Consider the following 23006-nt stretch of genomic DNA (forward strand, 5'->3'; position numbering starts at 1 on the left):
TCGTTCCTTTTGTTTCCAGTACAAAATAAAGCTTTTGTGCGCCATCTCACTCTAAAAAAACATCCAATCAGGCGTATAAGAACCAATGGGAGTGGCTATTTTAAAACTTCTTGGCAGTTTAAAAAACAATCTTACATCAGAGTCATTATCGAGATTTTGCGCAAACTCTTTCTCAATACGGCTCTCACAAATCACATGATCATAAAGACTTTTCTCATTGACCACCGTCAGCTCTATGATCGCCTTTTCCGACCTAATTTTACAGATGTGGAATCAATCTTATTGTGATGCGCACATCCAGAGATTATTTTATCCTCTGCATTAGAACCAAAAACATGAACAATACGCAGAGGCTTCGGTAAGAAGGCCAACCGCTCAATCTCAATCTACACAAAAATACATGTGCAGGCGAATGCCCTCCATAATATGCAATATTTCAAGCCCGTCCATAGTGGTACCCTTTTTAAAAATTGTGTCTATGGCTTATAATAATCTCCAAAATATACATTTAGCCCTTGTCTGAAATAGCTCAATTTTGGATTGATGAGAATAAAAACGCGCTGCGATAATCACGTTGTTCAGCCCTCATGACCGGCAAAAGGGCGCCAATATTCCTGTACTACCAACGACTAACTAACGGTATTTCTTATCATTTTTGATCATATCCTCCACCCTTATTATTTAAAAATTTATACATTTCATCAACAAGATGTGCGCAGCGAGCCCGTACATCTTCACTGTTCAATCTCCATGTACGGCCTGCATTCTCAGACACAAAATCATCTTTAGCCGAAGCAACTTGATATTGCAGAGCTTGTCTATAAAGCGTATGCACAACTGGTACCAAATATTTACATGACAGTAGCGCATTTTTTGCTGTACTGCCATGAGAGCCCAAAAAGCATCACAATCTAAATTATCAAAAGCGTTCTTCAAAGTCTCTGAATAAGACCTGTGATAAACAGGGCTTGCAAGAATAACATCGTCAGCGTCTGCGATTGTTTTGACAAATGTATACACTTTAGCATCGCAATGGTAATAACTTATAAAAACAATAACTTTTTTAAATGACTCCTCAACGGCGTATGAATATAAGCACGTTTTTCTCGTCATTTTTTAAGGTATTAAACTCTTCCAATCTACCGAACTTACTCTTAAATTGTAGCCGAATGATTTTAATAAACCTATATTATTTTAAAAACTCAATAAATAATATTGAGACTACAATCAAAGACACTTCTTTTCAATATTAAGCAAGTTTTGTAACCTATATTGTTATCTCCATAGAAGTAAAACAGCCTCTATGGACGATGAGTAGCTAAGCCTTCACAGCTAGTGCTTTACAAGCGCTTTTATAACACTCACTCTGCCCCAAACATAGGATTGCATTTTATTAAATAACCCACGCGCATATAATTAAAGATAGAAACGATTAAGCTTGCACCAATCATGCCAAACCAATAGCCAATAAAGCCATATTCAAAAAAATGCGCCATTAGCGCTCCCCCAAATAGGCCTAACCCCCAATAACTTATTGCTACAACAATTGTTGACCAAAACGTATCAAGCAAGCCCACAAGTATGCCATTGAGCATAGCACCTAAAGTGCCAAAAGCAAAAGACAATAAGATGAACGGAAGCAACTTCCAAGAGAAAACAACAACGCGTTCTGAAGAAATATTAAAGATGGTTGTAAGGATGAATCCATAAGAGAGATAAACAATCCCTGATAAAAACAAGACATAAGTTACAGCAAAAACAGTGACATTCATACGCAATTGTTTTAGAGCCATATTATTCCTATCTGCTCTATACCACGCTGCTATTGTTGCGGCTGCGCTGGAAATCCCCAAAGCCACCACAGAAATAAGCATATCGAGACGCATCCCTATCGTATGCGCGGCCAAAGATTCGACCCCATAAACCGTAATCATAAATGCAATGACCGAAGGAAAGCCCTCCGCAATAAGAATACGTATACCAATGGGTAGCCCTACTCGCAGCAATTTTATTATTCGTGAAATCTCTAACTTTTGTCTCAAATAATTAAAGCGAAAAGAATGAAAAGCAGAATTGCGGGACAAAATTATTGCTGCTGCAATAACAATCAAAATACGGATCAAACTGCTCGCAATTCCTGCACCAAAGACACCTAATCCGCTTATAGAACCTATACCAAAAATAAGCGGCCAAGAGATAAGAAAATTCACAAGGATAGCCGCAAGCATAACCCAGGTTAACGGCTTTGGATTACCAATTGCTGACAGTAATCCCCGGCTATTCACATAAAGATAAAAAAACACCACCCCTATAGCAGCACCACTATTATATTCCTGCGCTATATTGGCAATTGTCCCATCTTGGCCGAGAAAACACAAAATATTCCTCGTGTTGAGTAAAATGATCGCACTCACCGTTCCAATCAAAAGGGAAAGCCCTATTCCTTGATCAAACCATGCCTTTAATGCATATCTATCTTGTCTACGAAAACTTTCCGCAAGTTTTGGTGCAACCGCGGTAATAATACCTAGCCCAAACAACATAACAAAACTAAATATACTCAGAGCTAACATTGTACCACTCAAGGCTTGCACGCCTAAATGCGCTACAAGCGCTGCTTCTGTGAAGGAAATCATCATCTGAGAGATAAACCCAACAGCCAGTGGCATGCCAAGAGATAGCAATTGCTTCATCACAACAAACATTGTGAATACCCTTCCATATTGAAAAGTGTATGAAGCTCGGATCTTTTAAACAAAACAATTGATTTGTTCCGTAAAATCTTTCCATCGCAAGTCTTGTGTAAAAGATGCATAATGAGAACGCATTAAGGTAAGAGGAGAAGCGCAATGCGCCTTATTGTTTTTTTTGGAATGCCATGCGTTTTTTGTACAACATTATACCCCCAAGCAGTTACAGTCGGTGATACAATACTCTTAGCAAGCGTTTGTTCGTCTTGCACATCCATTTTCAGTATTTTCAATAAAATTTTTTGGTACGGTTGGTGGGATTTGAACCTACGACCTCTGGTGCCACAAACCAGCGCTCTAACCAACTGAGCTACAACCGCATAAAAAGAAAATGTATCATAAATGTTCACGATTTCGTAAACATTTATTCTTATGCTTATGTGACATAAGGAAAATCAACAAAGTTTGCAAGCCCCTTTAAAAAAATCTCGCAATTTTTTGTGAAGAAAAAAGCGTTTTTTACAAAGGAAATTTTGCCCAATGCTCAAGACTATGATCACGATAGCCTTTTATGTTATCAACGCCATCTTGTTGCATCATCTGCAAAATCTCTTGCAGAATAGTTATGACAAGATCTGGACCTTCATAAACCATCCCACTGTATAATTGAATCAAATCTGCACCAGCTTTTACTTTTTCCAAAGCAGTCTGTGCATCCTTTACACCGCCAACGCCAATGATTGCAATCTCCTTCCCTAATTTTTGACGCATTTTTGCAAGCATAATAGTAGAACGCTCAAAGAGTGGACGTCCAGAAAGCCCACCCTCTTCATTACGGAAGTGACTATTACTAAGACCTTGGCGTGAAAGAGTTGTGTTAGAAACAATCAGCCCATCAAAATCAGAAAGTTTTATTTCTTCAGCAACATCATCTAATTCTTTCTCTGATAAATCGGGAGCAATTTTTAAAAAAATGGGAATGGAGAATCCGTGCTTGTTCTCTTGCTCATTTCGCTCTTGCGAAATTGCACTCAACAAAAGATGCAAACTGTCACGGGCCTGTAAATCACGTAAACCTGGTGTATTAGGAGAAGAAATATTAACCGTAAAATAATCAGCAACATCATAAAAATGAGCAATACCAACAGTATAATCATCAATCTTATCGACCGTATCCTTATTGGCTCCAATGTTGACTCCTATAACACCAGTTTTTTTACACGCACGCAATCTATTGTAAACAACTTGATGTCCATCATTATTAAAGCCCATTCTATTAATAATCGCTTCATCTTCTTTTAAACGAAAAAGCCGTGGTTTAGGATTTCCAATCTGAGGGTTTGGTGTCACTGTCCCAATTTCAGTAAAACCAAATCCTAACCGAAAAATACCATCTACAACCTCTGCATTTTTATCAAACCCCGCTGCAAGACCAATAAAATTTTCAAACTCAAGACCAGCAACAGTTACACACAAACGTTTATCGACAACCTTTTGACAACCATTTAATCCACTTTTCAGCCCGAGAATCGCTAAACCGTGTGCTTGCTCTGGATCCAACATAAATAAGGCAGAACGGCCAATACAACGAAAAAAACTCATCAATCCTTCTCCACAACATAAAAATGATCCATCGCACCTCACCTATATCTTTTAACACAAAAGATTACTAATCAAAGAGAGCATATTATCCAAATAATACTGCTCTCTTCTATAAGAAACTTCAGCATAAAAATCCATTAATAACCATACACATTTATATTGATGCATACCGTGTAAAAACTTTTTATTCTTTAAAAAACGTTTCTCTTTTTCGACATTTTTTAAAGATTAAAATATGAATCCTAATCTTATAAAATTCAGCATGAATTGGAACATCAATGGCTCTTACCATAGTCATGGTTTTATGACGCCTTATGCAGGCACGCTCATAATTTTCTTAAAAATGCAGGCAAATTATCTCTATTCCCAAAGTTCCTTTGTGTAATATTGTTTTCAATAGAAACAAAGCTTGTTCTATAAAGCTATTTTTTCCTAGCATTTATAGGATACATGGTTCATAAAATCATCTAAATTCATACTATTGTTGCACTATTTATGAGCAACAGAATGTTCAATCAATTTGTACTCTATTGATAATCTGCGTTGTTTTCTTTACCATTTCTGATGTATTAAATACAATTTTGCATCTATTAAGTGCTCTGCCTAACATATATTTTAAGTAATGACAGTTGATTATTGAACTCAAACATTATACCAACGACTTCCAAACCAAAATGATCTTGCAAACCCTAGAGCTCTGCTATTTATAAACTGATACAATCTTCCAGCAGATGAAATGTGTTTCTTCCATCCGAATTATCGCCATTTTAGCTCATGTAACCCAATACAAATAGCTTTTAGATAAGCCATAATGCCCTCCTAATTGCTATTATCGCTTACTAAATTAAGAGGAATTAAATTATAAGTTTTACTCCTGTCTCATCTATCTATTTCTTCTATCAGTGCTGAAATATATTTTTTATTCCTAAATTCTCTTTTTATGACAAAATGTTATGCTAATATATGCACTTCATTTGAAAAGCTTTCTGATAGCTCAACTTTCAACACTACTCATTTTGTAGTATTGTGTAAAAATCTCTCTTTTTAATGTTATCATAAAGATCTTGAGGAAATTATATAAATTAAGCTACAGTTTTCTACTTTCTGTTGAAAAAGCAGATATAGTTTTTATCAAAAAAGCTTTTTTCTAGGAAATATTCTATGTACATTCAAATAGAGCCCTAAAGCTCTTTATTAAACCTTATAAAGTTCTTTGAAAATAATATTAATATCGTAATATAATCCTAAAAATAAAATCTGCCCTTTCCTTTTTCATCAAAAGCGGTAAGTAAATTACCGTATATCGCTTATATAAAGGGGAAAACGCAATGCTTAAAGAATTCAAAGAATTTGCCCTAAAAGGTAATATGATTGATCTTGCTATCGGTGTGATTATAGGGGGTGCTTTTGGTAGCTTGGTCAACTCAATTGTCAATGATATTTTTATGCCAATCATTGGGCTGATTACAGGTGGGATTGATTTTTCTAATATGTTTATTCAACTTGCTGGCGAAAAACAAGCAACATTGAGTGCCGCCAAAGCAGCTGGAGCAACCATTAGCTATGGACACTTTATTACTTTACTTATCAATTTTCTCATTATTGCTTGGGTTCTTTTTTTATTCGTTAAGGCTATGAATAAAATTCGTAGAAAAGAAGAAGAAAGCCCCAAAAAAACGTCTTCAGAAGAACAACTTTTAACAGAAATTAGAGATCTTTTGGCTAAGAAAAAATAATTTTATGCCAGATTTACATCATGGAACACGAGGAAAAAACATTTCCACAGTTGTTCCATGATTGGGTTTTGAGAACAGTAAAAATTGTCCTCCTCTTTCTTCCACCATTGCTTTACACATTGGGAGGCCTAAACCTGTTCCCATAAAAGCGCTATCACCAGATCGTCCATCTTTGCGCTCTACTTGACCATAAGGTTGCAGTGCCTGTATAATCTCTTCTTCGTTCATCCCTATACCATTATCACTCACTGAAATTTTTACACGTTCTTTTCTATAAGAAACGTGAACAATAATCTGTCCACCCAAAGGTGTAAAACGAATAGCATTGGAAAGAAGATTCCATATAATCTGGCGAAACACTTGTTGTGATACAGGAATAAATGGAACGTGAGGTGGAGCAACAATACGCATGATAATGCCATTCTGATTGGCTTGAGTTTCAAGAAAAGCTATCGTCGCACGTAAACAAGATATTACATCAAATGTTTCAGAAATAAGGGAAGAATCAATCTGGTTATCGGAACCAGAATAATTTATCTTGGAGCACTCTAGTAATTGATTAATAAGCAATAATATATGTTTTCCAGAGGAAATAATATCGCGTAAATATCCATGATAGCGCTCATTTTCTATCGAACCAAAACGGCCTTCTCTCATAATTTCTGCAAAACCAATAAGAGCATTCAAAGGTGTTCGTATTTCATGAACAACTCCAACGATTTTATCCTCTTCTGCTTTTTTTTCTCCTGATGGAACTGTTTGTGTCCTATCACGCAACATAACAGCATAATTGCCTTGCTTTGCCAAAAATACAATCGTTATCAAAACGGTTATATTTTTATGATTTTTTGTCATTAAATCAGCGGTTTCACTGCGATTTAAAACCTGATTTTTTCCCTCCATACGGATTGATTTAAAATACTTTTCAACCAAAAGTCGGCTTTGCAAAGTAAATAATGAAGAGAATGGTTGTCCTCGTAGTTCATTTATTTCATAACCCATTAATGCTAAGGCTGCCCTACTCGCTGATTGAACAAAGCCCTCTTCATCCAACCATAAAACACCATTTGTTGCTGTATCCAACAATGATAAAACTGCAGCGGGCTCTTTTACGAGAGCTTGTTCTATAGCATTTACCGGCAATGTTTGTGCATATGGTAACTGAATAGCTGTTTCTTCAACTAAATTTTCTTCTTTTACCGATGAATTCAATTCATCACGCAATTGCTCTGCAATTTCACGAAAAGCTGAGCGTTCTATCTCCGTAAGACATGGCATTTCTGTTTCTAGCTTTTCATTTCTTTTTTCTTGGACTTTTTTTTGTATTTTTAAAACACCAAAGCCACGAAACCCCTTAAGCTGCTTTTTAACATCAAAAATTGGCAAAGCTGACAATTCAACATCAAGCCATTGTAAGCAACCATCAACAGGCCATTGAACAATCTCTTTACTCCAAGGCATAGCCGCTTCAATAAAACGACTGAGAACCAGATATCGATCATCATTAAATTGATGAGCAAGCTCATGAAAACTACACCCTAAAATAGAAGAAGAGAGAGGACCAACAACTTCAGCTAGCTCTTTTGAGACTTCACAAAACAAACCATTGTGATCGATTTCCCACGTAAAAGGCCGTGGCAAAAGCTCTGGTGTAAAACGAAAAGCTTCTTGCTGACATTTTAATTCATTTGTATTTAACTTTAACTCATCTGCTTTTAATGGCATAACTAAAACTAAAAAGTGTTGAATTTTCTCTCAAATGAATAATGCTAATTTGTTTACAATTATCTATTCTGGTTAAAATAACTTGATATCTCATATCAATTGTCTGTAGCAAAATTTTGACTGTTTCATCAACAAAACAAGAATAAAAAGAAGCTTCCAGCTCTTGTTGCTTATTCACCCATTATTGTAATAAATCTTGTTACAATAATGGTAACATCTCCCTCGCATAAATAGTACTCAAAAAGAATACACTTATTTTACGCATTCATGCGCCTGTTTTGAAAAGATATCTCTCAAGATCCGCAAGCTTATTTTACGACAGTATCCGTAAATGGTGTAATGTAAAGGTCCCTATAGAGGATATCAAGGCATTGTGCACTACCATTTTTATGCTTATAAAAGAGCTTGTTAGCACCATCATTATACTAATTTCAGCCCCTAATGTTACCAATAGTTCTCGGCATTTGAAGGCGTTCATAAGAAGCCTTTTTATTTTTTAACTTTTTTACTCGTACATTATTATGATACGCAAGAAAATGTTTTTAATTGTTTCAACAGAAACAGATTTGAAATGAGAAAATCTTACAATGTTTGAGACTTTTATTCACTGTGAATAATGATAAATTACTATAAATCAATATACTGCATTATAAAAATCTCTTTTTCAAATAAAGCTTCTCGTAAGAACATCTTTCTTGAGCCAATAATATCAAATGATAATAAATTCAGCGTGACGCTTTAAAGTATCCTATGCAACAGAACTTGCATATTGGGCATTTTTCTTATGATGCTCTCAATAATCTCCCAAAGATCTTTCTTTCATTAGAATCGCTACAAAAGAAAAAACAAAAAATATGCCACCGCACTATTTTATTAAAAAATTTCTCTGTAAAAAAGAGAACACAAATCATCTGTCCTCATATAAAGATTTGTTTAATTTCTTTATATTCCAGATCATTTAGAAATGTTAAAAATATCTCATAATCTCCTTTGATATCAGCTTGTTTACCTTATCAGAAGTCTTAATACAAAAGATCGCTTTTTCTTTATTACTCTCCATTTAAATTTTTAATATTATATAAAAAATAAAACAAGCACATTTAAATAATGACTGTCAGATATTTAAAAAATTGCATATTTTTAAATGTGTTTGTTTATTTTCCTTCATTGAGTAGAATTTCACGTTTTCCAACATGATTAGCGGCTCCAACAATGCCTTTTTCTTCCATCCGCTCGACGAGAGAAGCTGCTTTATTATAGCCGATTGAAAGTCGGCGCTGAATATAAGATGTTGAACATTTTTTATCACGCATAACAATTTTTACAGCTTGGTTATAAAGTTCCTCACCCTCTTCATCAAAATTTTCTTCCTCAGAATTTCCAGCAGCTGAATCAGCAGAAGTATCCTCTTTGTTATCGTCTTCATTATCTGTTACCGTTGCTAAATAATCAGGTTTACCTTGCATTTTTAGATGTGCAACGATGGATTCAACTTCTTCATCAGAAACAAAAGGTCCATGAACGCGCACAATGCGTCCACCACCAGCCATATGAAGCATATCCCCCTGACCTAAAAGCGTTTCAGCACCTTGTTCACCCAAGATCGTACGACTATCAATTTTTGATGTTACTTGAAAAGAAATGCGGGTAGGAAAGTTCGCTTTAATTGTACCTGTGATAACATCAACAGAAGGACGTTGCGTTGCCATAATAAGATGAATACCTGCCGCACGCGCCATTTGCGCTAAGCGCTGAATGGCATTCTCTATCTCTTTCCCTGCCACCATCATAAGATCAGCCATCTCATCAACAATCACAACAATATAAGGAAGCTGCGTGAGATCCATGGCTTCTTCATGATAAAGCATTTCCCCTGTTTCCTTATCAAAACCCGACTGAACAGTACACATGATCGTTTCGCCTTTTTGAGCGGCAAGTGCAACGCGTGCATTAAAACCATCAATATTACGCACACCCAACTTAGCCATTTTGCGATAACGCTCTTCCATTTCACGAACCGCCCATTTTAAAGCTGTTACTGCTTTTTTGGGATCTGTGACAACGGGTGTTAAAAGATGTGGAATGCCATCATAAACAGAGAGCTCTAACATTTTAGGATCAACCATGATCAAACGACACTGCTTTGGTGTCATACGATAAAGAATCGACAAAATCATTGTATTAATTGCAACAGACTTGCCTGATCCTGTTGTTCCTGCAACCAATAAATGAGGCATTTTTGCTAATTCTGCAATGACCGGTTCACCATTAATCCCCTTCCCCAAAGCAAGAGCAAGTTTAAATTCACTTTCACGAAAAGAACGTGTTTGGATTAATTCCCGTAAATAAACGGTTTCACGAACCGCATTGGGTAACTCAATCCCGATAACATTCCGTCCAGGAATTACAGCAACGCGTGTAGAAATAGCAGACATAGAACGCGCAATATCATCAGAAAGATTAATAACGCGTGATGATTTTACACCCGCAGCGGGTTCAAATTCATACATTGTTACCACTGGCCCTGGATGAACATGGATAACTTCACCCTTAATGCCAAAATCTTCCAAAACACTTTCTAAAAGTCCAGCACCACGTTCTAATGTTTCTTGAGGAATCATCGTACCTTCATGAAAAACAGGTTCCTGTAATAAGTTGATCGGAGGAAATTCATAAACATCACAGTCAATAGATTGAATATTTTGCATAAACGCAGAATCATAATTACCTAATGGCATACGAGTAGATTGCAATGTTTTAGTTTTACTGTTTGCTTGCATCACAGAAAAATCTTTTGAATTCTTTTTGACGGCTTTGTTTATACAATCAACAGTATTATTGGCGACAATATTATTGGTATTTTCAGTCTCTATACTAGCCCCTGCATCACTTAACGCCCCTGTATTACTTAACGTATGAGCAAAATCTTCAACAGAAAGCTTAGAATGACACTCTTTAGTAGTATCATTATTTGTATGCATTAAATCAGAAATTTTCTCAACACCTCGCATCCTTTCCGCTGGAGATTCTGATGTAATTGAATCATAGAGTTGTGGAAAGCGGTATTCAAGAACACGGTAAAGAGCAGTTATTGACTCATCAAAGGCTGTGGGAATATCCGGTGTAATTTCATTTGTCGTGTCAATTGATGTTCCATCCTCTTTTGATATTTGAGTCTCCACATGCTCAAATATCAAAGATTCACACTCAAAAAATGCATCATCAGAAAGATGCAACGCAGGTTTTATTTTTTGTAGCACATTTTCCACTTGTAATTTATGTTCTTGTTTATCCTCCTCAAGTGGAATATTTGCTGACGGCATACGAGTAGTTTGACGTGACAACTGCTTCAAAACCGTTGAATGACAAACTGATGTTTTATTCTCTATTGATTGAGGATTAATGACTTTTTTTGTCGAAAGAATATTTGTTGTTTTCTTGTTACAACGTACAATATCTGTATCTGTAATTTTTTTTTGATCTTGCTTCGTAAAAATTTTAAACTGTTTTGCAAAAACTGGATCTGTTTCTATACGACGACGCAAAATCTCAACTTCTGGGGTTCTCGTGAAACGGACGTTTTTTCCGAGAGCAAATGCCTTTTTCCACACTTCCGGATAAGGAAATATCTCAGTAATCTTAACAGATAAATCTTCTCTTGATGCACCTTCCGTACTATCATCAGAAAAAGAAGACGTAGAAATAGATTTTGTTTTCGAATTATGCATGGCACCCAACAAATTTATAGCAATGAGAAAAATAACCTTTTCAAAAAGAATTCGTAGAAACTATCATACGAAGGTTAATAACCTTTTGCTGATGGTTACTTTTTAATGAAAAAAATAATGCCATAATGCATATTCATAATCTGCCTTTTGCATATTTACGATATAAATTACTCAGTTTATGGTGTCATAGAGCTCGTATTTCATTTGTTTTGAAGAAAACTTCATGATAAAAAAGCTTCAAGAAAATTGTCTATGCCTCTCTTTCTCTCCCTTTTCATAAAAGAAACTAGTCTCAATAATACAATAAGCATTGCTCTATTGAATTCTCCATGCTCAATTATCACGATATAATCTAATTTCTCACGTTTTTATAAGATTATCCTTGTTATCCTCGTTTAAAAAGGCTTAGACTAAGACAATCATAATTACATAAATACAAATAGAAAAAAGGGAGTGAATTATGTTTAATAAACGGAAATTTTATATCAATGGTCTATGGGATGAGCCAAGCACTCCTCACGATTTTGACGTCATTAATCCATCAACAGAGGAGGCTTGTGCTGTCATTAGCCTTGGAAGTACAAAAGATGCCGATAAAGCAATTAATGCGGCTAAAGAAGCGTTTCAAAAATGGAAAACAACGTCACCAAATGAGCGTCTTGGATTTGTTGAAAAAATTCTAGAGATCTACGAAAAACGTTCCAAAGACATGGCAAAAACCATTTCAATGGAAATGGGAGCACCGATTGATATGGCGCTTAATGCGCAAACTGCAACAGGAAGTTCCCATATTCGCAATTTTATCGAAGCTTATAAAGAGTTTTCGTTCCAAGAAACTTTAATAAAGGGAAATGAGCAAGCAATCCTTCACTACGATCCTATCGGCGTCGTAGGATTAATTACGCCATGGAATTGGCCCATGAATCAAGTAACTCTTAAAGTTATTCCTGCTCTCTTGGCTGGCTGTACCATGGTGTTAAAGCCCTCTGAAATTGCGCCTCTTTCTGCTATGCTTTTTGCTGAATTTTTAGATGAAGCCGCACTTCCAGCCGGTGTTTTTAATTTAATCAATGGTGATGGTGCGACTGTCGGCTCTTACCTCTCTGCACATCCAGATTTAGAAATGATCAGCTTTACTGGTTCAACTAGAGCAGGAAAAGATATTTCTAAAAATGCCAGCGCTACTTTAAAAAGAGTCTGTCTGGAACTTGGGGGAAAAGGAGCGAATATTATCTTTGCTGATGCCGACTCAGATGCTGTTCAACGTGGTGCACGACATTGCTTTTATAATAGTGGACAAAGTTGTAATGCACCGACTCGTATGCTTGTGGAACAGAGCATCTATGACAAAGCCGTGAAAATAGCCAAAGATATTGCAGAAACAACAAAAGTAGGACCAAACTGCCAAGAAGGAAATCATATTGGGCCCGTTGTTTCAAAAAAACAATATGATAAAATTCAAGATCTTATCCAATCGGGAATTGATGAAGGTGCAACTCTTGTTGCAGGCGGGACTGGTTTACCAAAAGGAATGGAACGCGGTTATTATGTCCGTCCAACAGTCTTTGCTGATGTAAAACCTCATATGCGTATTTTTAAAGAAGAAATCTTTGGTCCAGTTCTCTCGATTCTTTCTTTTAGTACAGAAGAAGAAGCCGTCGCTTTAGCGAATGAGACTGAGTATGGTCTTACAAACTATATTCAATCGCAAGATCGCAACAAATGTCGTCGTATTGCGGAACAAGTACGCTCTGGTATGGTAGAAGTTAATGGACATGGATTACCCAGTGGAAGCTACTTTGGAGGTGTAAAATTTTCTGGGCGCGCTCGTGAAGGAGGACATTGGGGAATTAAAGAATTTCTCGATAGTAAAGCAATTTCGTACTGGTAAAATCTTATTAAAAACTTAATAGGAATCGTATGGTAATACAGAAAATAACGGATGAAGGTGCTCTTGGGCAACGTCTTGATCAGTGGCTCGCAAAACAATATCATGATGTGCTCTCACGTTCGCGTTTGCAAACCCTCATCCGTGAAGGCTGTCTTAAAATTGATGGTCAATTCATAAAGGAACCAAAAACAAAATTAAAACCTAACCAAATAATTGAATTGGAAATGCCGGACCTTCGTGATGCAGAACCTAGCGCTGAAGCCATTGCATTGGACATTCTTTTTGAAGATGATCATATCATTGTTATTAACAAACCAGCTGGTCTTGTTGTTCATCCTGGGAATGGAAATTGGACCGGTACATTGGTTAATGCCCTTATTTACCACTGTGGGAATAGTTTATCTGGTATAGGTGGTGTTAAACGCCCTGGTATTGTCCATCGTCTTGATAAAAATACAAGCGGTGTTATGGTTGTTGCAAAAAACGATCTAGCTCATAAAAGTCTCAGTGCTCAATTTTCTGATCATGGACGTACCTGCGCATTAGATCGACGCTACCATGCCTTGATTTGGGGAACACCTCAGCGCAATGTCTGGACAATTGATGCATCACTTGGCCGTTCGCCCCATAACCGGACAAAGCAAGCTGTCATCCATAACCAAAACCCTTATGCTCGTCATGCTGTTACACATGTTTCTCTGCTTGAAAAATATGGCTCTCATGCAGACTCAACATCTTTTGCTAGCCTTCTGGAATGTCGCTTGGAAACTGGACGCACCCATCAAATCCGTGTTCATATGACTCATATAGGGCATCCACTCATAGGCGATACAGTTTATGGAAACGCTTTTAAAACAAAATCAAACATATTCAACCCCACTATTAGAAATGCAATCGATCAATTCAACCGACATGCACTCCATGCTGCAAGTCTTACTTTTGAACATCCTTCTACCGGTAAAGTTATGTCGTTTTCCGCACCACTGCCTCAAGATATGGCTAAACTTATTGAGCTTTTTAAAAAAATGAATTGAAACTTTTCCCCTTCTCAAGATTTCACAATAAAATATCTTTTTTTGAACAAAATTGAAAAATATGCTAGAGTGAGGTTATGAGGATAGTTAGCTATCTAAAACATAGAATTTGCCTTATCAGGGAATTCAAACAAAAGGAGGGTGCTATATGGCCCATATGAATTTATTATCAGTAATGACAGGTGATGGTGGTTTAAACCGTTACTTGGAAGAAGTGCGTCGTTTTCCAATGCTTGAGCCAAAAGAAGAATATATGTTAGCTCAGCGTTACCGTGAGCATAATGATCTAAAAGCTGCGCATAAGCTAGTAACCAGCCATTTGCGTCTCGTAGCTAAAATCGCGATGGGATATCGGGGCTACGGACTTCCCATTGGGGAAGTCATTTCAGAAGGCAATGTTGGACTCATGCAAGCTGTTAAACGTTTCGAACCAGAGCGGGGTTTTCGTCTTGCAACCTATGCAATATGGTGGATTAAAGCGTCAATCCAAGAATATGTATTGCGCTCTTGGAGTTTGGTGAAAATGGGGACAACAGCTAATCAAAAGCGCTTGTTTTTCAACCTTCGTAAGTTAAAAAGTAAACTTCAAGCACTTGATAGTGGTGATCTCAATGCAGAACAAGTGAAAGAAATTGCAACCCAGTTGAATGTCACAGAAGATGAAGTTGTATCAATGAATCGTAGGCTTGGTGGTGACACTTCACTCAACGCACCAATTCGAACAAAAGAAGGGGAAAACAGTGAGTTGCAAGATTGGTTGGTGGATGAATCTAACGATCAAGAACAAATTTTAATTGAAAAAAGTGAATTAGAAAATCGCCGTTCCATGCTCATAAATGCCATGGACAATCTCAATGAACGCGAAAAGCGTATATTTAAAGCGCGTCGTTTAAACGATGTACCACTAACCCTAGAAGAACTCTCTGGTGAATTTAATATTAGTCGAGAACGAGTAAGACAAATTGAAATGCGTGCATTTGAAAAAGTGCAAAACTCTATCAAAGATTCTACTTTATCTCAAAGTCAAGTATAAAACCTAGAGTTAAGTATAAAGCCAATGGTTTGCACATTCTTTAAATGTGAAAATGAAAAAAAGCATGCCTTGGCTTTATACTTGTAAATTGGTCTATCGAATTCTTTAAGTTATTGATATGTAAAGATTTAGTGAATGTATGTGGTATATAATTGATAAAGACGGTCGTAGAAAATTCTTCACAGTCGTTTATTTTTTTGCATCTATGTTTTATTTTTTTGACCAAGAACTGTTAACTTATCTTGTTGTGCAAGCCATTGTCCAATAACTTCATTAAAAATAGACTTACCTGTTGGTCCTTTTGCAAAGGTTAATTCACTTATACGCCCGTTTTTATCCGTTAACACCAAACGCATCCAATCTAATTCTCGCATCAATTGTAAATTTCGATCAAGAAATGGATGATTTCCACTCAATGCGACAAGAAAAAAGTCATCGTTAATCTTTGCAGCAATGGTTCTTGTTAAAGCCTGTCCAATGGATTGTTCACTTGCTTTAAAGGTTAATGCTTGAACATTGCTTATAGCTTTACCTGAAAATTTATCAGAAAGAATAAAAACAAGGTCCATAATATATGCAGCAGGAAATGACTGATCGGTATTACGACGTAAAATTAACCGTAATGATACCCCTTCATCAGGAATTGTTATATCACCTTGTATAGTTGTTTCTTCTGGAGCCCCCTTCACTTGAGACTCTTTTATAAGCGTCCAGCGAGCACTTCCCGTTGCTATCTTTTCTGCATCATAATTTGTACGTGCTTGATAGAAAACAGCTTCACCTGATTTTTCAAGCGATTGCAAATTGCTATCAACAACTGTTGAGAGTACTTCTTCATCCGAAGAATCTATCGCTTGTTTTAAACCAACATCAATTTCACTTCCATCCTCTAATAAGCGTTGTGTTAACTTTCTCTTAATTGGAAATGCCTTTGGTACTCTGTGAGAAGCTTGAAGATTTTCTTCTAAAAACTGATGATCATTTGATACAAATACACGCTCACCAACAAAAAAAATACCAACAAGTAAAACAACAAAACTAACAACAGAAACAGCACTTATCACAATACGCCTTTGCACTAACGATTTATTAGCACGACGTAAAGCCTGAGAAAAAATGTGCGAAACAATATGCGGATTATCTTCCTGCGAAGGAGAAATCTTTAACACACTGCTATTAACATGCTGAGAAGGCACATCAGTCTCCATATTAACAGGTTCTGCATCTGGTATATCTGATACACAAAGCTCAACAAATACCTTGTTATCCTTTGAACGTGTAACAAAATCTTGCTTTCTTTTTATGTTTACCTCTGACAATTCATTATTTTTTGGTAATATAGTTTTTTTTGTATATTTCTTATCTTCATTTATATTTGTGGGATTCCACCCAATAACTGAAGAAAGCCGTTTCTTTTCAACTGCTAAATATTCTCCTTCAACAGTTGCAATAGAACTTTGAAGAATCTTTCTTTGTTCATCCGCTATTGCTTGTGGTATTTTTGCTGTTACAAATTGATGTTCTAGTGTTTCGGTAGCCCGCTTATAAATCCGCTTACGCACTTGTGGTGTAATATTATTTTGTGCATTAATTGTCTTTTTTAAGATTCCAACGAAATCTACCATTTCCTCTATAATCTCTCTTAAACTGAGAAAAAATCAATAGTAAAGCCAAAAAACTTTATTTTAGCCTTCTAAATTGGTTGCCATTTAATATTGGTACAACTATTGCAATAATGTAAAATGAATATGAAAAATAAACAATGCTATTTTGCACCTTTCTTTTACGTGCTCTTAAAAACTTTTTTGTAAAAAGATACAAAAACGAACAGAGAGCATATATAGAAATCTAAAAACAATAATCAATTAACAAAGGGATCCGTAATAAGAATAGTATCTTCACGCTCTGGACTTGTGGATAATAAAGCCACTTTTGTATTAATCAGTTCTTCAATATAGCGTATATATTTAATAGCCTGCACTGGTAAATCTTCCCACCTCAATGCATGTGCTGTTTCTTCCTTCCAACCTTCTAATGTTGCATAAATAGGCTTCACCCGATCCTGAGCTCCCATGGAAGAAGGTAAATAATCAATCCTTTTACCATCAAGCTCATAACCAATACAAATTTTTATTTCATCCAAACCATCTAAAACATCAAGTTTTGTCAATGCTATACCTTGAACACCGCAAATTGTTACCATCTGACGTACTAAGACAGCATCAAACCAACCACATCGACGCTTTCGACCCGTTACAACACCAAATTCATGTCCACGCACTCCTAGAAATTCACCAATATCATTTATCTGCTCTGTCGGGAAAGGCCCTTCTCCAACGCGTGTAGTATAAGCTTTTGCAATACCCAAAACATAATGAATTGCATCAGGTCCCATCCCCGAACCTGTACATGCTTGCCCAGCAACTGTATTAGATGACGTTACATAAGGATAAGTTCCAAAATCATTATCTAATAAAGCACCTTGCGCACCTTCAAAAAGAATGTGTTTCCCTCCTCGATAACCTTCATCTAAAAGACGCCACGTACAATCCATAAAGGGCAAAATTTTATCCGCAACTTGCATCAATTCATCATAAAGTGCTCGAGAATCAATCTCTGAAACACCCATCCCACGACGCAAAGCATTATGATGCCTCAAAAGCCGCTCAATCTTAGCCATAAGTGTATCTTTTTCTGCTAAATCCATCACTCGGATAGCACGACGTCCCACCTTATCTTCATAAGCCGGTCCAATACCACGCTTTGTTGTACCAATCTTTAAACCAGATAAACCGCTTTCTCGAATTGCATCAAGATCACGATGCAAAGAAAGAATCAAAGGAGCATTTTCAGCAATACGCAAAATTTCTGGTGTGATTTTTACACCCTGATTACATAGTTTTTTTACTTCTGCAACAAAATGATGAGGGTCAACAACAACACCATTACCAATAATTGATAACTTGCCACGCACTAAACCAGACGGTAAAAGTGATAATTTATAACTGTCTCCATCAACAACCAATGTATGGCCAGCATTATGCCCCCCCTGATATCTCACCACGATATCTGCTCGCTCAGACAACCAATCTACAATTTTACCTTTGCCTTCATCACCCCATTGTGTACCGACAACAACTACATTGGCCATAACTTTCTCCGTCGTGTTTGGTCAAAAAAACCAGCATTCAAAAACAAACTCTTCTTTATAACGAAACCTTAGAGCAAGTGCGACTCCTCATTTCAGATTTTTCTCAATCTTCAAGTGATTAAATTTTCAAATTTATGATAATAAAGATAAGCAAATACCCAAATATTTTAAATCTGTCATTTTCGCTACAAAAAGTAAAAACATTAGAGATTTTAATTTGTGCGTATCTAACACCTGACAAAGCATTCATTCCCCGTCTTAATCTTTTACAATTCATGTAATATTTAGAGGCTGTTTGTCTGATACAAGAATACGAAAGATCATCATAATCTCTCGTATCCTTTTTTGTTTAAAAACACGTTTTGAAAATCACCAGTAATTATTTAAAGCTGTGCTTTTTCAACTTGGAACGCCCACTCAAGCCACTGTGTTAAAATTTCAAGATCGGAAGCCTCAATTGTTATACCCGCCCAAATTCGAAGCCCAGGAGGAGCATCGCGATACGAACCGATATCATAAGCAACCCCTTCCTCATCAAGACGCTTCACAACCGCTTTTATAAAAGATACTCGCCTTTCCGTATCCAAAGCAGTAATCACTGGATCCACAATATCTAAACAAATAGCGGTGTTAGAACGCACTTCAGGATCTTTTGCCAAATATTCTAACCATGGCGTTTTGCGAACAAAAGCATCAAGTACAGAAAAATTTTTCTCAACCCGTGCTCTTAATGCCGCTGCACCTCCTAGAGATTTTGCCCACTTCAACCCATCAAGGAAATCCTCAACACAAAGCATAGAAGGTGTATTGATGATCTTTCCTTTAAAAATATCTTCGTTCAATTTTCCATTTTTTGTCATATAGAAAAGTTGGGGCATAGGCCAAGCTGGAACATGATTCTCAAGCCTCTCAACAGCACGAGGACTTAAAATCACCATACCATGTGCAGCCTCGCCTCCCAAAACTTTCTGCCATGAAAAAGTAACAACATCTAATTTTGAAAAATCAAGATATTGCGCAAAAGCTGCCGATGTTGCATCACAAATGGTCAATCCAGCCCGCTTATGCGGAATGAAATCCGCATTAGGAATACGCACACCAGAAGTTGTCCCATTCCATGTAAAAACAACATCCCGATCAAAGTCAAGTTGTGTTAAATCTGGTATTTCACCATAAGGAGCTTCAAAACGACGCACATCAGAAAGCTTTAATTGCTCGACAACATCTTTATTCCACCCAAACCCAAAACTTTCCCACGCTGCCATATCAATGCCACGCTCACCTAATAGAGACCATAGAGCAGCCTCAACAGCACCGGTATCTGATCCTGGCATAATTCCTATACGATGATCAGAAGGAACCTCAAGAATCTCACGGGTTAAATTAACAACTTCAGCAAGTTTTAATTCTGCTTCTCTAGATCTATGTGAACGCCCAACTAATGCATTTTTAAGAACATCAAGAGTCCAACCAGGCCGTTTGCTACAAGGACCTGAAGAAAAATTAGTATTATTGGGACGATTACTTGGTTTTTGTAACATTATCATTATTTCTCCCCTTTTAGATGTTTCTCTTTCTTTATAAAGAAAAACAAATTATTATAAAGACTAATCAATAATCTTTTTAGAAAAAAGTCAAAAATGTTGTCTATTATTTCGTATGCTTAAAATTTAGGGAAACTTTATAAAAAAATCTTTCTTAATCATTCTTCTCGATTGATTCTTTTAATTTTTTTCGTATTACCACCACGATAAGACAGCATTCTAATAACAATACACTAAAGTGTCCAATATACCTATCAAATTTATTTTATGATAAAGATTCATTGATAACGCTCTAGAATAGGGAGATAAACTTATTAAAAAATCAATTATTTTTCTTTTGATGACTGGACAGAGAAAATTTTAATGTTATAACCGCAAACGCTTTATATTTTTTATGAAGCATGCCCAGATAGCTCAGTTGGTAGAGCAGCGGACTGAAAATCCGCGTGTCCGTGGTTCGAATCCGCGTCTGGGCACCACTTTTTGTGTTTAACATATTGAAATATATAGATTTTTTCTTTAAATAGCCATTTTCAGACCACCTTTTAGACCACCTTCTACAGTTTATATAATTTTACCTAATTTGTTCTTATTTGCTCCTTATTTTTCTTTGGAGTGAAGTCTAAGATCTCTTTTTTTCTCCATCTCACTGCTCTCCCTAGCTTATATGGCTCCGGAAACAACCCCTGAAGCACCCAATTGCGAATCGTTGTTGTGGATACACTAAAAAGCTGTGCACACTCACGTGTCGTTACATATCTATCTCCATCATCAAATATCATCTCATTACCTTTCTCTTTTTTATATTAATTAAATGGGTGGGAGTGCTGGAAGGCATGTGAAGCACTCCAACTTTTAAAAATTTGCAAGTTTATTTTTTAGATGTGCTTAATTTCATATTTCCAATCAGGCAATTGAGTAAAAGCTAATGCGAGTTGTCCTCTATGACACATGCATACATTTTTATCTTCTAATAGAATAGCTGTCTGGGTTTCTGATGCTATAGTTTGTCGTTGGAAGATTTTAAGTTGTTTTTTTAAGCTTCGTTGTTGTACAAAAAGTGTCACCATTCCAGTAACTATCGTAGCAATGATAGGAGCAATCGTAAGATTATCACTTATCCAGTGCCGCAAAAATACAGCACTATCATTTATCCGGTGCAATAAAAATACAACCTTATCAACTACCCATTCTTGCATCATAACTCCCCCCAATTTTTTAGAATCGCTGGGAGGATACTTTTTCATAAACATTTTTTCAAGACAAGCAATCACAACACGCTCTGTCATAGCACACATATAAATACGTAGAGCCTTAAAGGGGGATTATGATCACTAACGCACAAAAAACCATTTTATGTCTTGATCTAGGGACTAAGACAGGCTGGGCGATACGTGGTGCGGATGGTCATATAACAAGCGATACAGAAGATTTTCAATCACGCCGTTTTGAAGGCGGTGGTATGCGTTATTTACGCTTTAAACGGTGGCTTACTGAACTAAAGAGATCTGTTGATGAAATTGACGCGGTATATTTTGAAGAGGTGCGCCGGCATGTGGGTACAGATGCTTCTCATATTTATGGGGGCTTTCTAGCAACCTTAACAGCGTGGTGTGAACATCATCAGATACCATATGAAGGCATTCCTGTTGGCACAATTAAGAAGGCGACGACAGGAAAAGGCAACGCCTCAAAAGAAGAAATGATTAAGGCGGTATGTGAAAAGGACATGTACCTAAAGACGACAACGAAGCAGATGCTTTAGCAATTTTATATTTGATGCAAGAAGAGGGTATACATGTCCAGTAAAATACCATGGACGAGACTGTTTGCCGATAAATGGGCGGTGGTCGTCGATTATTTACCTCCTGTAGAAGGTAATATCTATATGAGATTGCGATTTCGCATGCTTCGTACTGGTGAACCTCTTTTTTGTAATATTAAAGTTTTATCTCATTACACTGGTTATTCAGTAAAGAAATTTGAGACAGCATTGAATATTTTGCTAGAAGAGGGATACATCATACGTTTAGAAGATGGTCGTTTGTGGAGTTCACAAGTTGAGGAGGAACTCAATAACTTCAATGAAGATCTAAATAATAATAAAGAACAGGAGGGGAAATATGTCAACTAAGTTAGCTTGGGTTCGTTGTTTTCCTTCTGATTGGGTATCTGATGCTAGTGGAATGACGTCGCATCAAATATCGACTTATATGATGTTGATATTGCTTATGTATAAGAAGAGACAGCCAATTCTTGAGAATGCCTCTATATTAGCACGCATTTCTGGTTGTTCAGTAAAAGCTTTTAATAAAGCGCTAGATTTTTTATTGAGTGATGAGAAACTGATACGTTTAGAAGACGGTCGTTTATGGAGTTTACAGGTTGAAGAGGAACTCAACAACTCTAATGAGAATTTGAATAAGTTTTCAGAGAGAGCGCAGAAGGCAGCGAAGGCAAGATGGGATAAAAATACAAAAGATGCTTGTGATATTAAGCATGATGCTAACAGCATGCTTAAGGATGCTAAGCATGATGCTTGTGATGCTATAACAAACAATACAAACATATATAATAAAAAAACTAAAACTATCGTTTTAGCAAAAAAAGAAATTGGTTCTGAAAGTTTAGCAACAATCGATTTGGTTGACGAACCAACAGAGGTTGCTGCTGTTGAGACCACATCAGAGCAAATCACAACGGGTGTAGACAACCAACCCCCCATTCACGAGCAAGAGAACGTTCCCAAAAAAGCAAAACGAGCGCAAGCTAATCGCGGTTGTCGATTGCCAGAAGATTTTGAACCTAATTTGCAATACGCAATCGATAAAGGCTAACCCATGATGAGGCGCTGTTAGAATTCGAACGGTTC

At 36.6% G+C, this 23006-nt stretch carries 17 protein-coding genes, 2 tRNA genes and 3 pseudogenes; 8 read left to right on the forward strand and 14 right to left on the reverse strand.

Annotated elements, in window-relative coordinates:
* Window positions 1–51 precede the first annotated feature (51 nt).
* From ACFINM_RS06720 to ACFINM_RS06750, 7 genes and pseudogenes are all read right to left on the reverse strand, one after another.
* Window positions 52–225: a hypothetical protein gene (locus ACFINM_RS06720; protein ID WP_375640949.1), complete on the reverse strand. Its 174-nt coding sequence runs from the start codon at window positions 223–225 to the stop codon at window positions 52–54.
* A 424-nt stretch (window positions 226–649) separates the two neighbouring features.
* The gene (locus ACFINM_RS06725; protein ID WP_375640956.1) at window positions 650–835 is read right to left on the reverse strand and encodes a hypothetical protein; all 186 of its coding nucleotides are present in this window, start codon (window positions 833–835) and stop codon (window positions 650–652) included.
* Between the two features lie 71 nt (window positions 836–906).
* Window positions 907–1113: pseudogene (locus tag ACFINM_RS06730) on the reverse strand (NAD(P)H-dependent oxidoreductase); the annotation flags it as partial.
* Between the two features lie 248 nt (window positions 1114–1361).
* The gene (locus ACFINM_RS06735) at window positions 1362–2705 is read right to left on the reverse strand and encodes an MATE family efflux transporter (RefSeq protein ID WP_375640950.1); all 1344 of its coding nucleotides are present in this window, start codon (window positions 2703–2705) and stop codon (window positions 1362–1364) included.
* A gap of 122 nt (window positions 2706–2827) precedes the next feature.
* Window positions 2828–2983 carry a hypothetical protein gene (locus ACFINM_RS06740; protein WP_375640951.1) on the reverse strand — a complete coding sequence of 52 codons (156 nt, stop codon included), beginning with the start codon at window positions 2981–2983 and terminating at the stop codon, window positions 2828–2830.
* A gap of 10 nt (window positions 2984–2993) precedes the next feature.
* Window positions 2994–3070: transfer RNA gene (locus ACFINM_RS06745), tRNA-His, on the reverse strand.
* Between the two features lie 139 nt (window positions 3071–3209).
* Entirely contained in the window at window positions 3210–4292 is a 1083-nt protein-coding gene (locus tag ACFINM_RS06750; protein ID WP_375640952.1) for a quinone-dependent dihydroorotate dehydrogenase, read from the reverse strand.
* A gap of 1328 nt (window positions 4293–5620) precedes the next feature.
* Between ACFINM_RS06750 and mscL the strand changes: the two genes are divergently transcribed.
* Entirely contained in the window at window positions 5621–6028 is a 408-nt protein-coding gene (gene mscL / locus ACFINM_RS06755) for a large conductance mechanosensitive channel protein MscL (RefSeq protein ID WP_026500234.1), read from the forward strand.
* Window positions 6029–6046: 18 nt separating this feature from the next.
* Here the strand turns inward: mscL and ACFINM_RS06760 are convergent, their stop codons facing one another.
* Together ACFINM_RS06760 and ACFINM_RS06765 are read right to left on the reverse strand one after the other, a co-directional pair.
* On the reverse strand, window positions 6047–7753 hold the full coding sequence (locus ACFINM_RS06760) for an ATP-binding protein (protein ID WP_375629605.1): 1707 nt from the start codon (window positions 7751–7753) through the stop codon (window positions 6047–6049).
* 1154 nt (window positions 7754–8907) lie between these two features.
* Complete coding sequence (locus tag ACFINM_RS06765; RefSeq protein ID WP_375621119.1) at window positions 8908–11481, reverse strand: DNA translocase FtsK; 2574 nt, start codon at window positions 11479–11481, stop codon at window positions 8908–8910.
* A 460-nt stretch (window positions 11482–11941) separates the two neighbouring features.
* On the opposite strand from ACFINM_RS06765, the gene ACFINM_RS06770 reads away from it, so the two are divergent.
* The 3 genes from ACFINM_RS06770 (at window position 11942) to rpoH (ending at window position 15439) form a co-directional block, all read left to right on the forward strand.
* The gene (locus tag ACFINM_RS06770) at window positions 11942–13372 is read left to right on the forward strand and encodes an aldehyde dehydrogenase family protein (RefSeq protein WP_375621120.1); all 1431 of its coding nucleotides are present in this window, start codon (window positions 11942–11944) and stop codon (window positions 13370–13372) included.
* A gap of 29 nt (window positions 13373–13401) precedes the next feature.
* Entirely contained in the window at window positions 13402–14406 is a 1005-nt protein-coding gene (locus ACFINM_RS06775) for an RluA family pseudouridine synthase (RefSeq protein ID WP_375621121.1), read from the forward strand.
* A 148-nt stretch (window positions 14407–14554) separates the two neighbouring features.
* Window positions 14555–15439 (forward strand): RNA polymerase sigma factor RpoH, encoded by an 885-nt coding sequence (gene rpoH / locus ACFINM_RS06780; RefSeq protein WP_375621122.1) that lies wholly within the window; start codon window positions 14555–14557, stop codon window positions 15437–15439.
* 203 nt (window positions 15440–15642) lie between these two features.
* Here rpoH and ACFINM_RS06785 read toward each other — a convergent pair whose 3' ends face one another.
* The 3 genes from ACFINM_RS06785 to ACFINM_RS06795 all read right to left on the reverse strand — a co-directional run bounded on the left by ACFINM_RS06785 (window position 15643) and on the right by ACFINM_RS06795 (window position 20137).
* A complete protein-coding gene (locus ACFINM_RS06785; RefSeq protein WP_375621123.1) occupies window positions 15643–17064 on the reverse strand; it encodes a hypothetical protein in 1422 nt (473 codons plus the stop codon).
* Window positions 17065–17300: 236 nt separating this feature from the next.
* Window positions 17301–18590: an adenylosuccinate synthase gene (locus ACFINM_RS06790; protein ID WP_375640953.1), complete on the reverse strand. Its 1290-nt coding sequence runs from the start codon at window positions 18588–18590 to the stop codon at window positions 17301–17303.
* Between the two features lie 383 nt (window positions 18591–18973).
* Complete coding sequence (locus ACFINM_RS06795; protein ID WP_375612053.1) at window positions 18974–20137, reverse strand: phosphoserine transaminase; 1164 nt, start codon at window positions 20135–20137, stop codon at window positions 18974–18976.
* Window positions 20138–20537: 400 nt separating this feature from the next.
* Here ACFINM_RS06795 and ACFINM_RS06800 point away from each other — a divergent pair.
* Window positions 20538–20613 (forward strand) — tRNA-Phe (locus ACFINM_RS06800).
* Window positions 20614–20712: 99 nt separating this feature from the next.
* Here ACFINM_RS06800 and ACFINM_RS06805 read toward each other — a convergent pair.
* Both ACFINM_RS06805 and ACFINM_RS06810 read right to left on the reverse strand, forming a co-directional pair.
* A complete protein-coding gene (locus ACFINM_RS06805) occupies window positions 20713–20916 on the reverse strand; it encodes an AlpA family transcriptional regulator (protein ID WP_273790351.1) in 204 nt (67 codons plus the stop codon).
* Between the two features lie 96 nt (window positions 20917–21012).
* Entirely contained in the window at window positions 21013–21432 is a 420-nt protein-coding gene (locus ACFINM_RS06810; RefSeq protein ID WP_375640954.1) for a hypothetical protein, read from the reverse strand.
* A 29-nt stretch (window positions 21433–21461) separates the two neighbouring features.
* Between ACFINM_RS06810 and ACFINM_RS06815 the strand changes: the two are divergent.
* The 3 genes and pseudogenes from ACFINM_RS06815 to ACFINM_RS06825 form a co-directional block, all read left to right on the forward strand.
* Window positions 21462–21943, forward strand: a pseudogene (locus ACFINM_RS06815) (crossover junction endodeoxyribonuclease RuvC).
* Complete coding sequence (locus tag ACFINM_RS06820; RefSeq protein ID WP_375640955.1) at window positions 21933–22268, forward strand: DUF1376 domain-containing protein; 336 nt, start codon at window positions 21933–21935, stop codon at window positions 22266–22268. Before ACFINM_RS06815 ends, ACFINM_RS06820 begins: the two are co-directional and overlap by 11 nt.
* A pseudogene (locus ACFINM_RS06825) lies at window positions 22258–22968 on the forward strand (DUF1376 domain-containing protein); the annotation flags it as partial. The gene ACFINM_RS06820 and the pseudogene ACFINM_RS06825, both read left to right, overlap by 11 nt.
* Window positions 22969–23006: the final 38 nt, after the last annotated feature.

The organism is Bartonella sp. AA168HLJHH (genome assembly GCF_042197365.1).
Lineage (GTDB): Bacteria > Pseudomonadota > Alphaproteobacteria > Rhizobiales > Rhizobiaceae > Bartonella.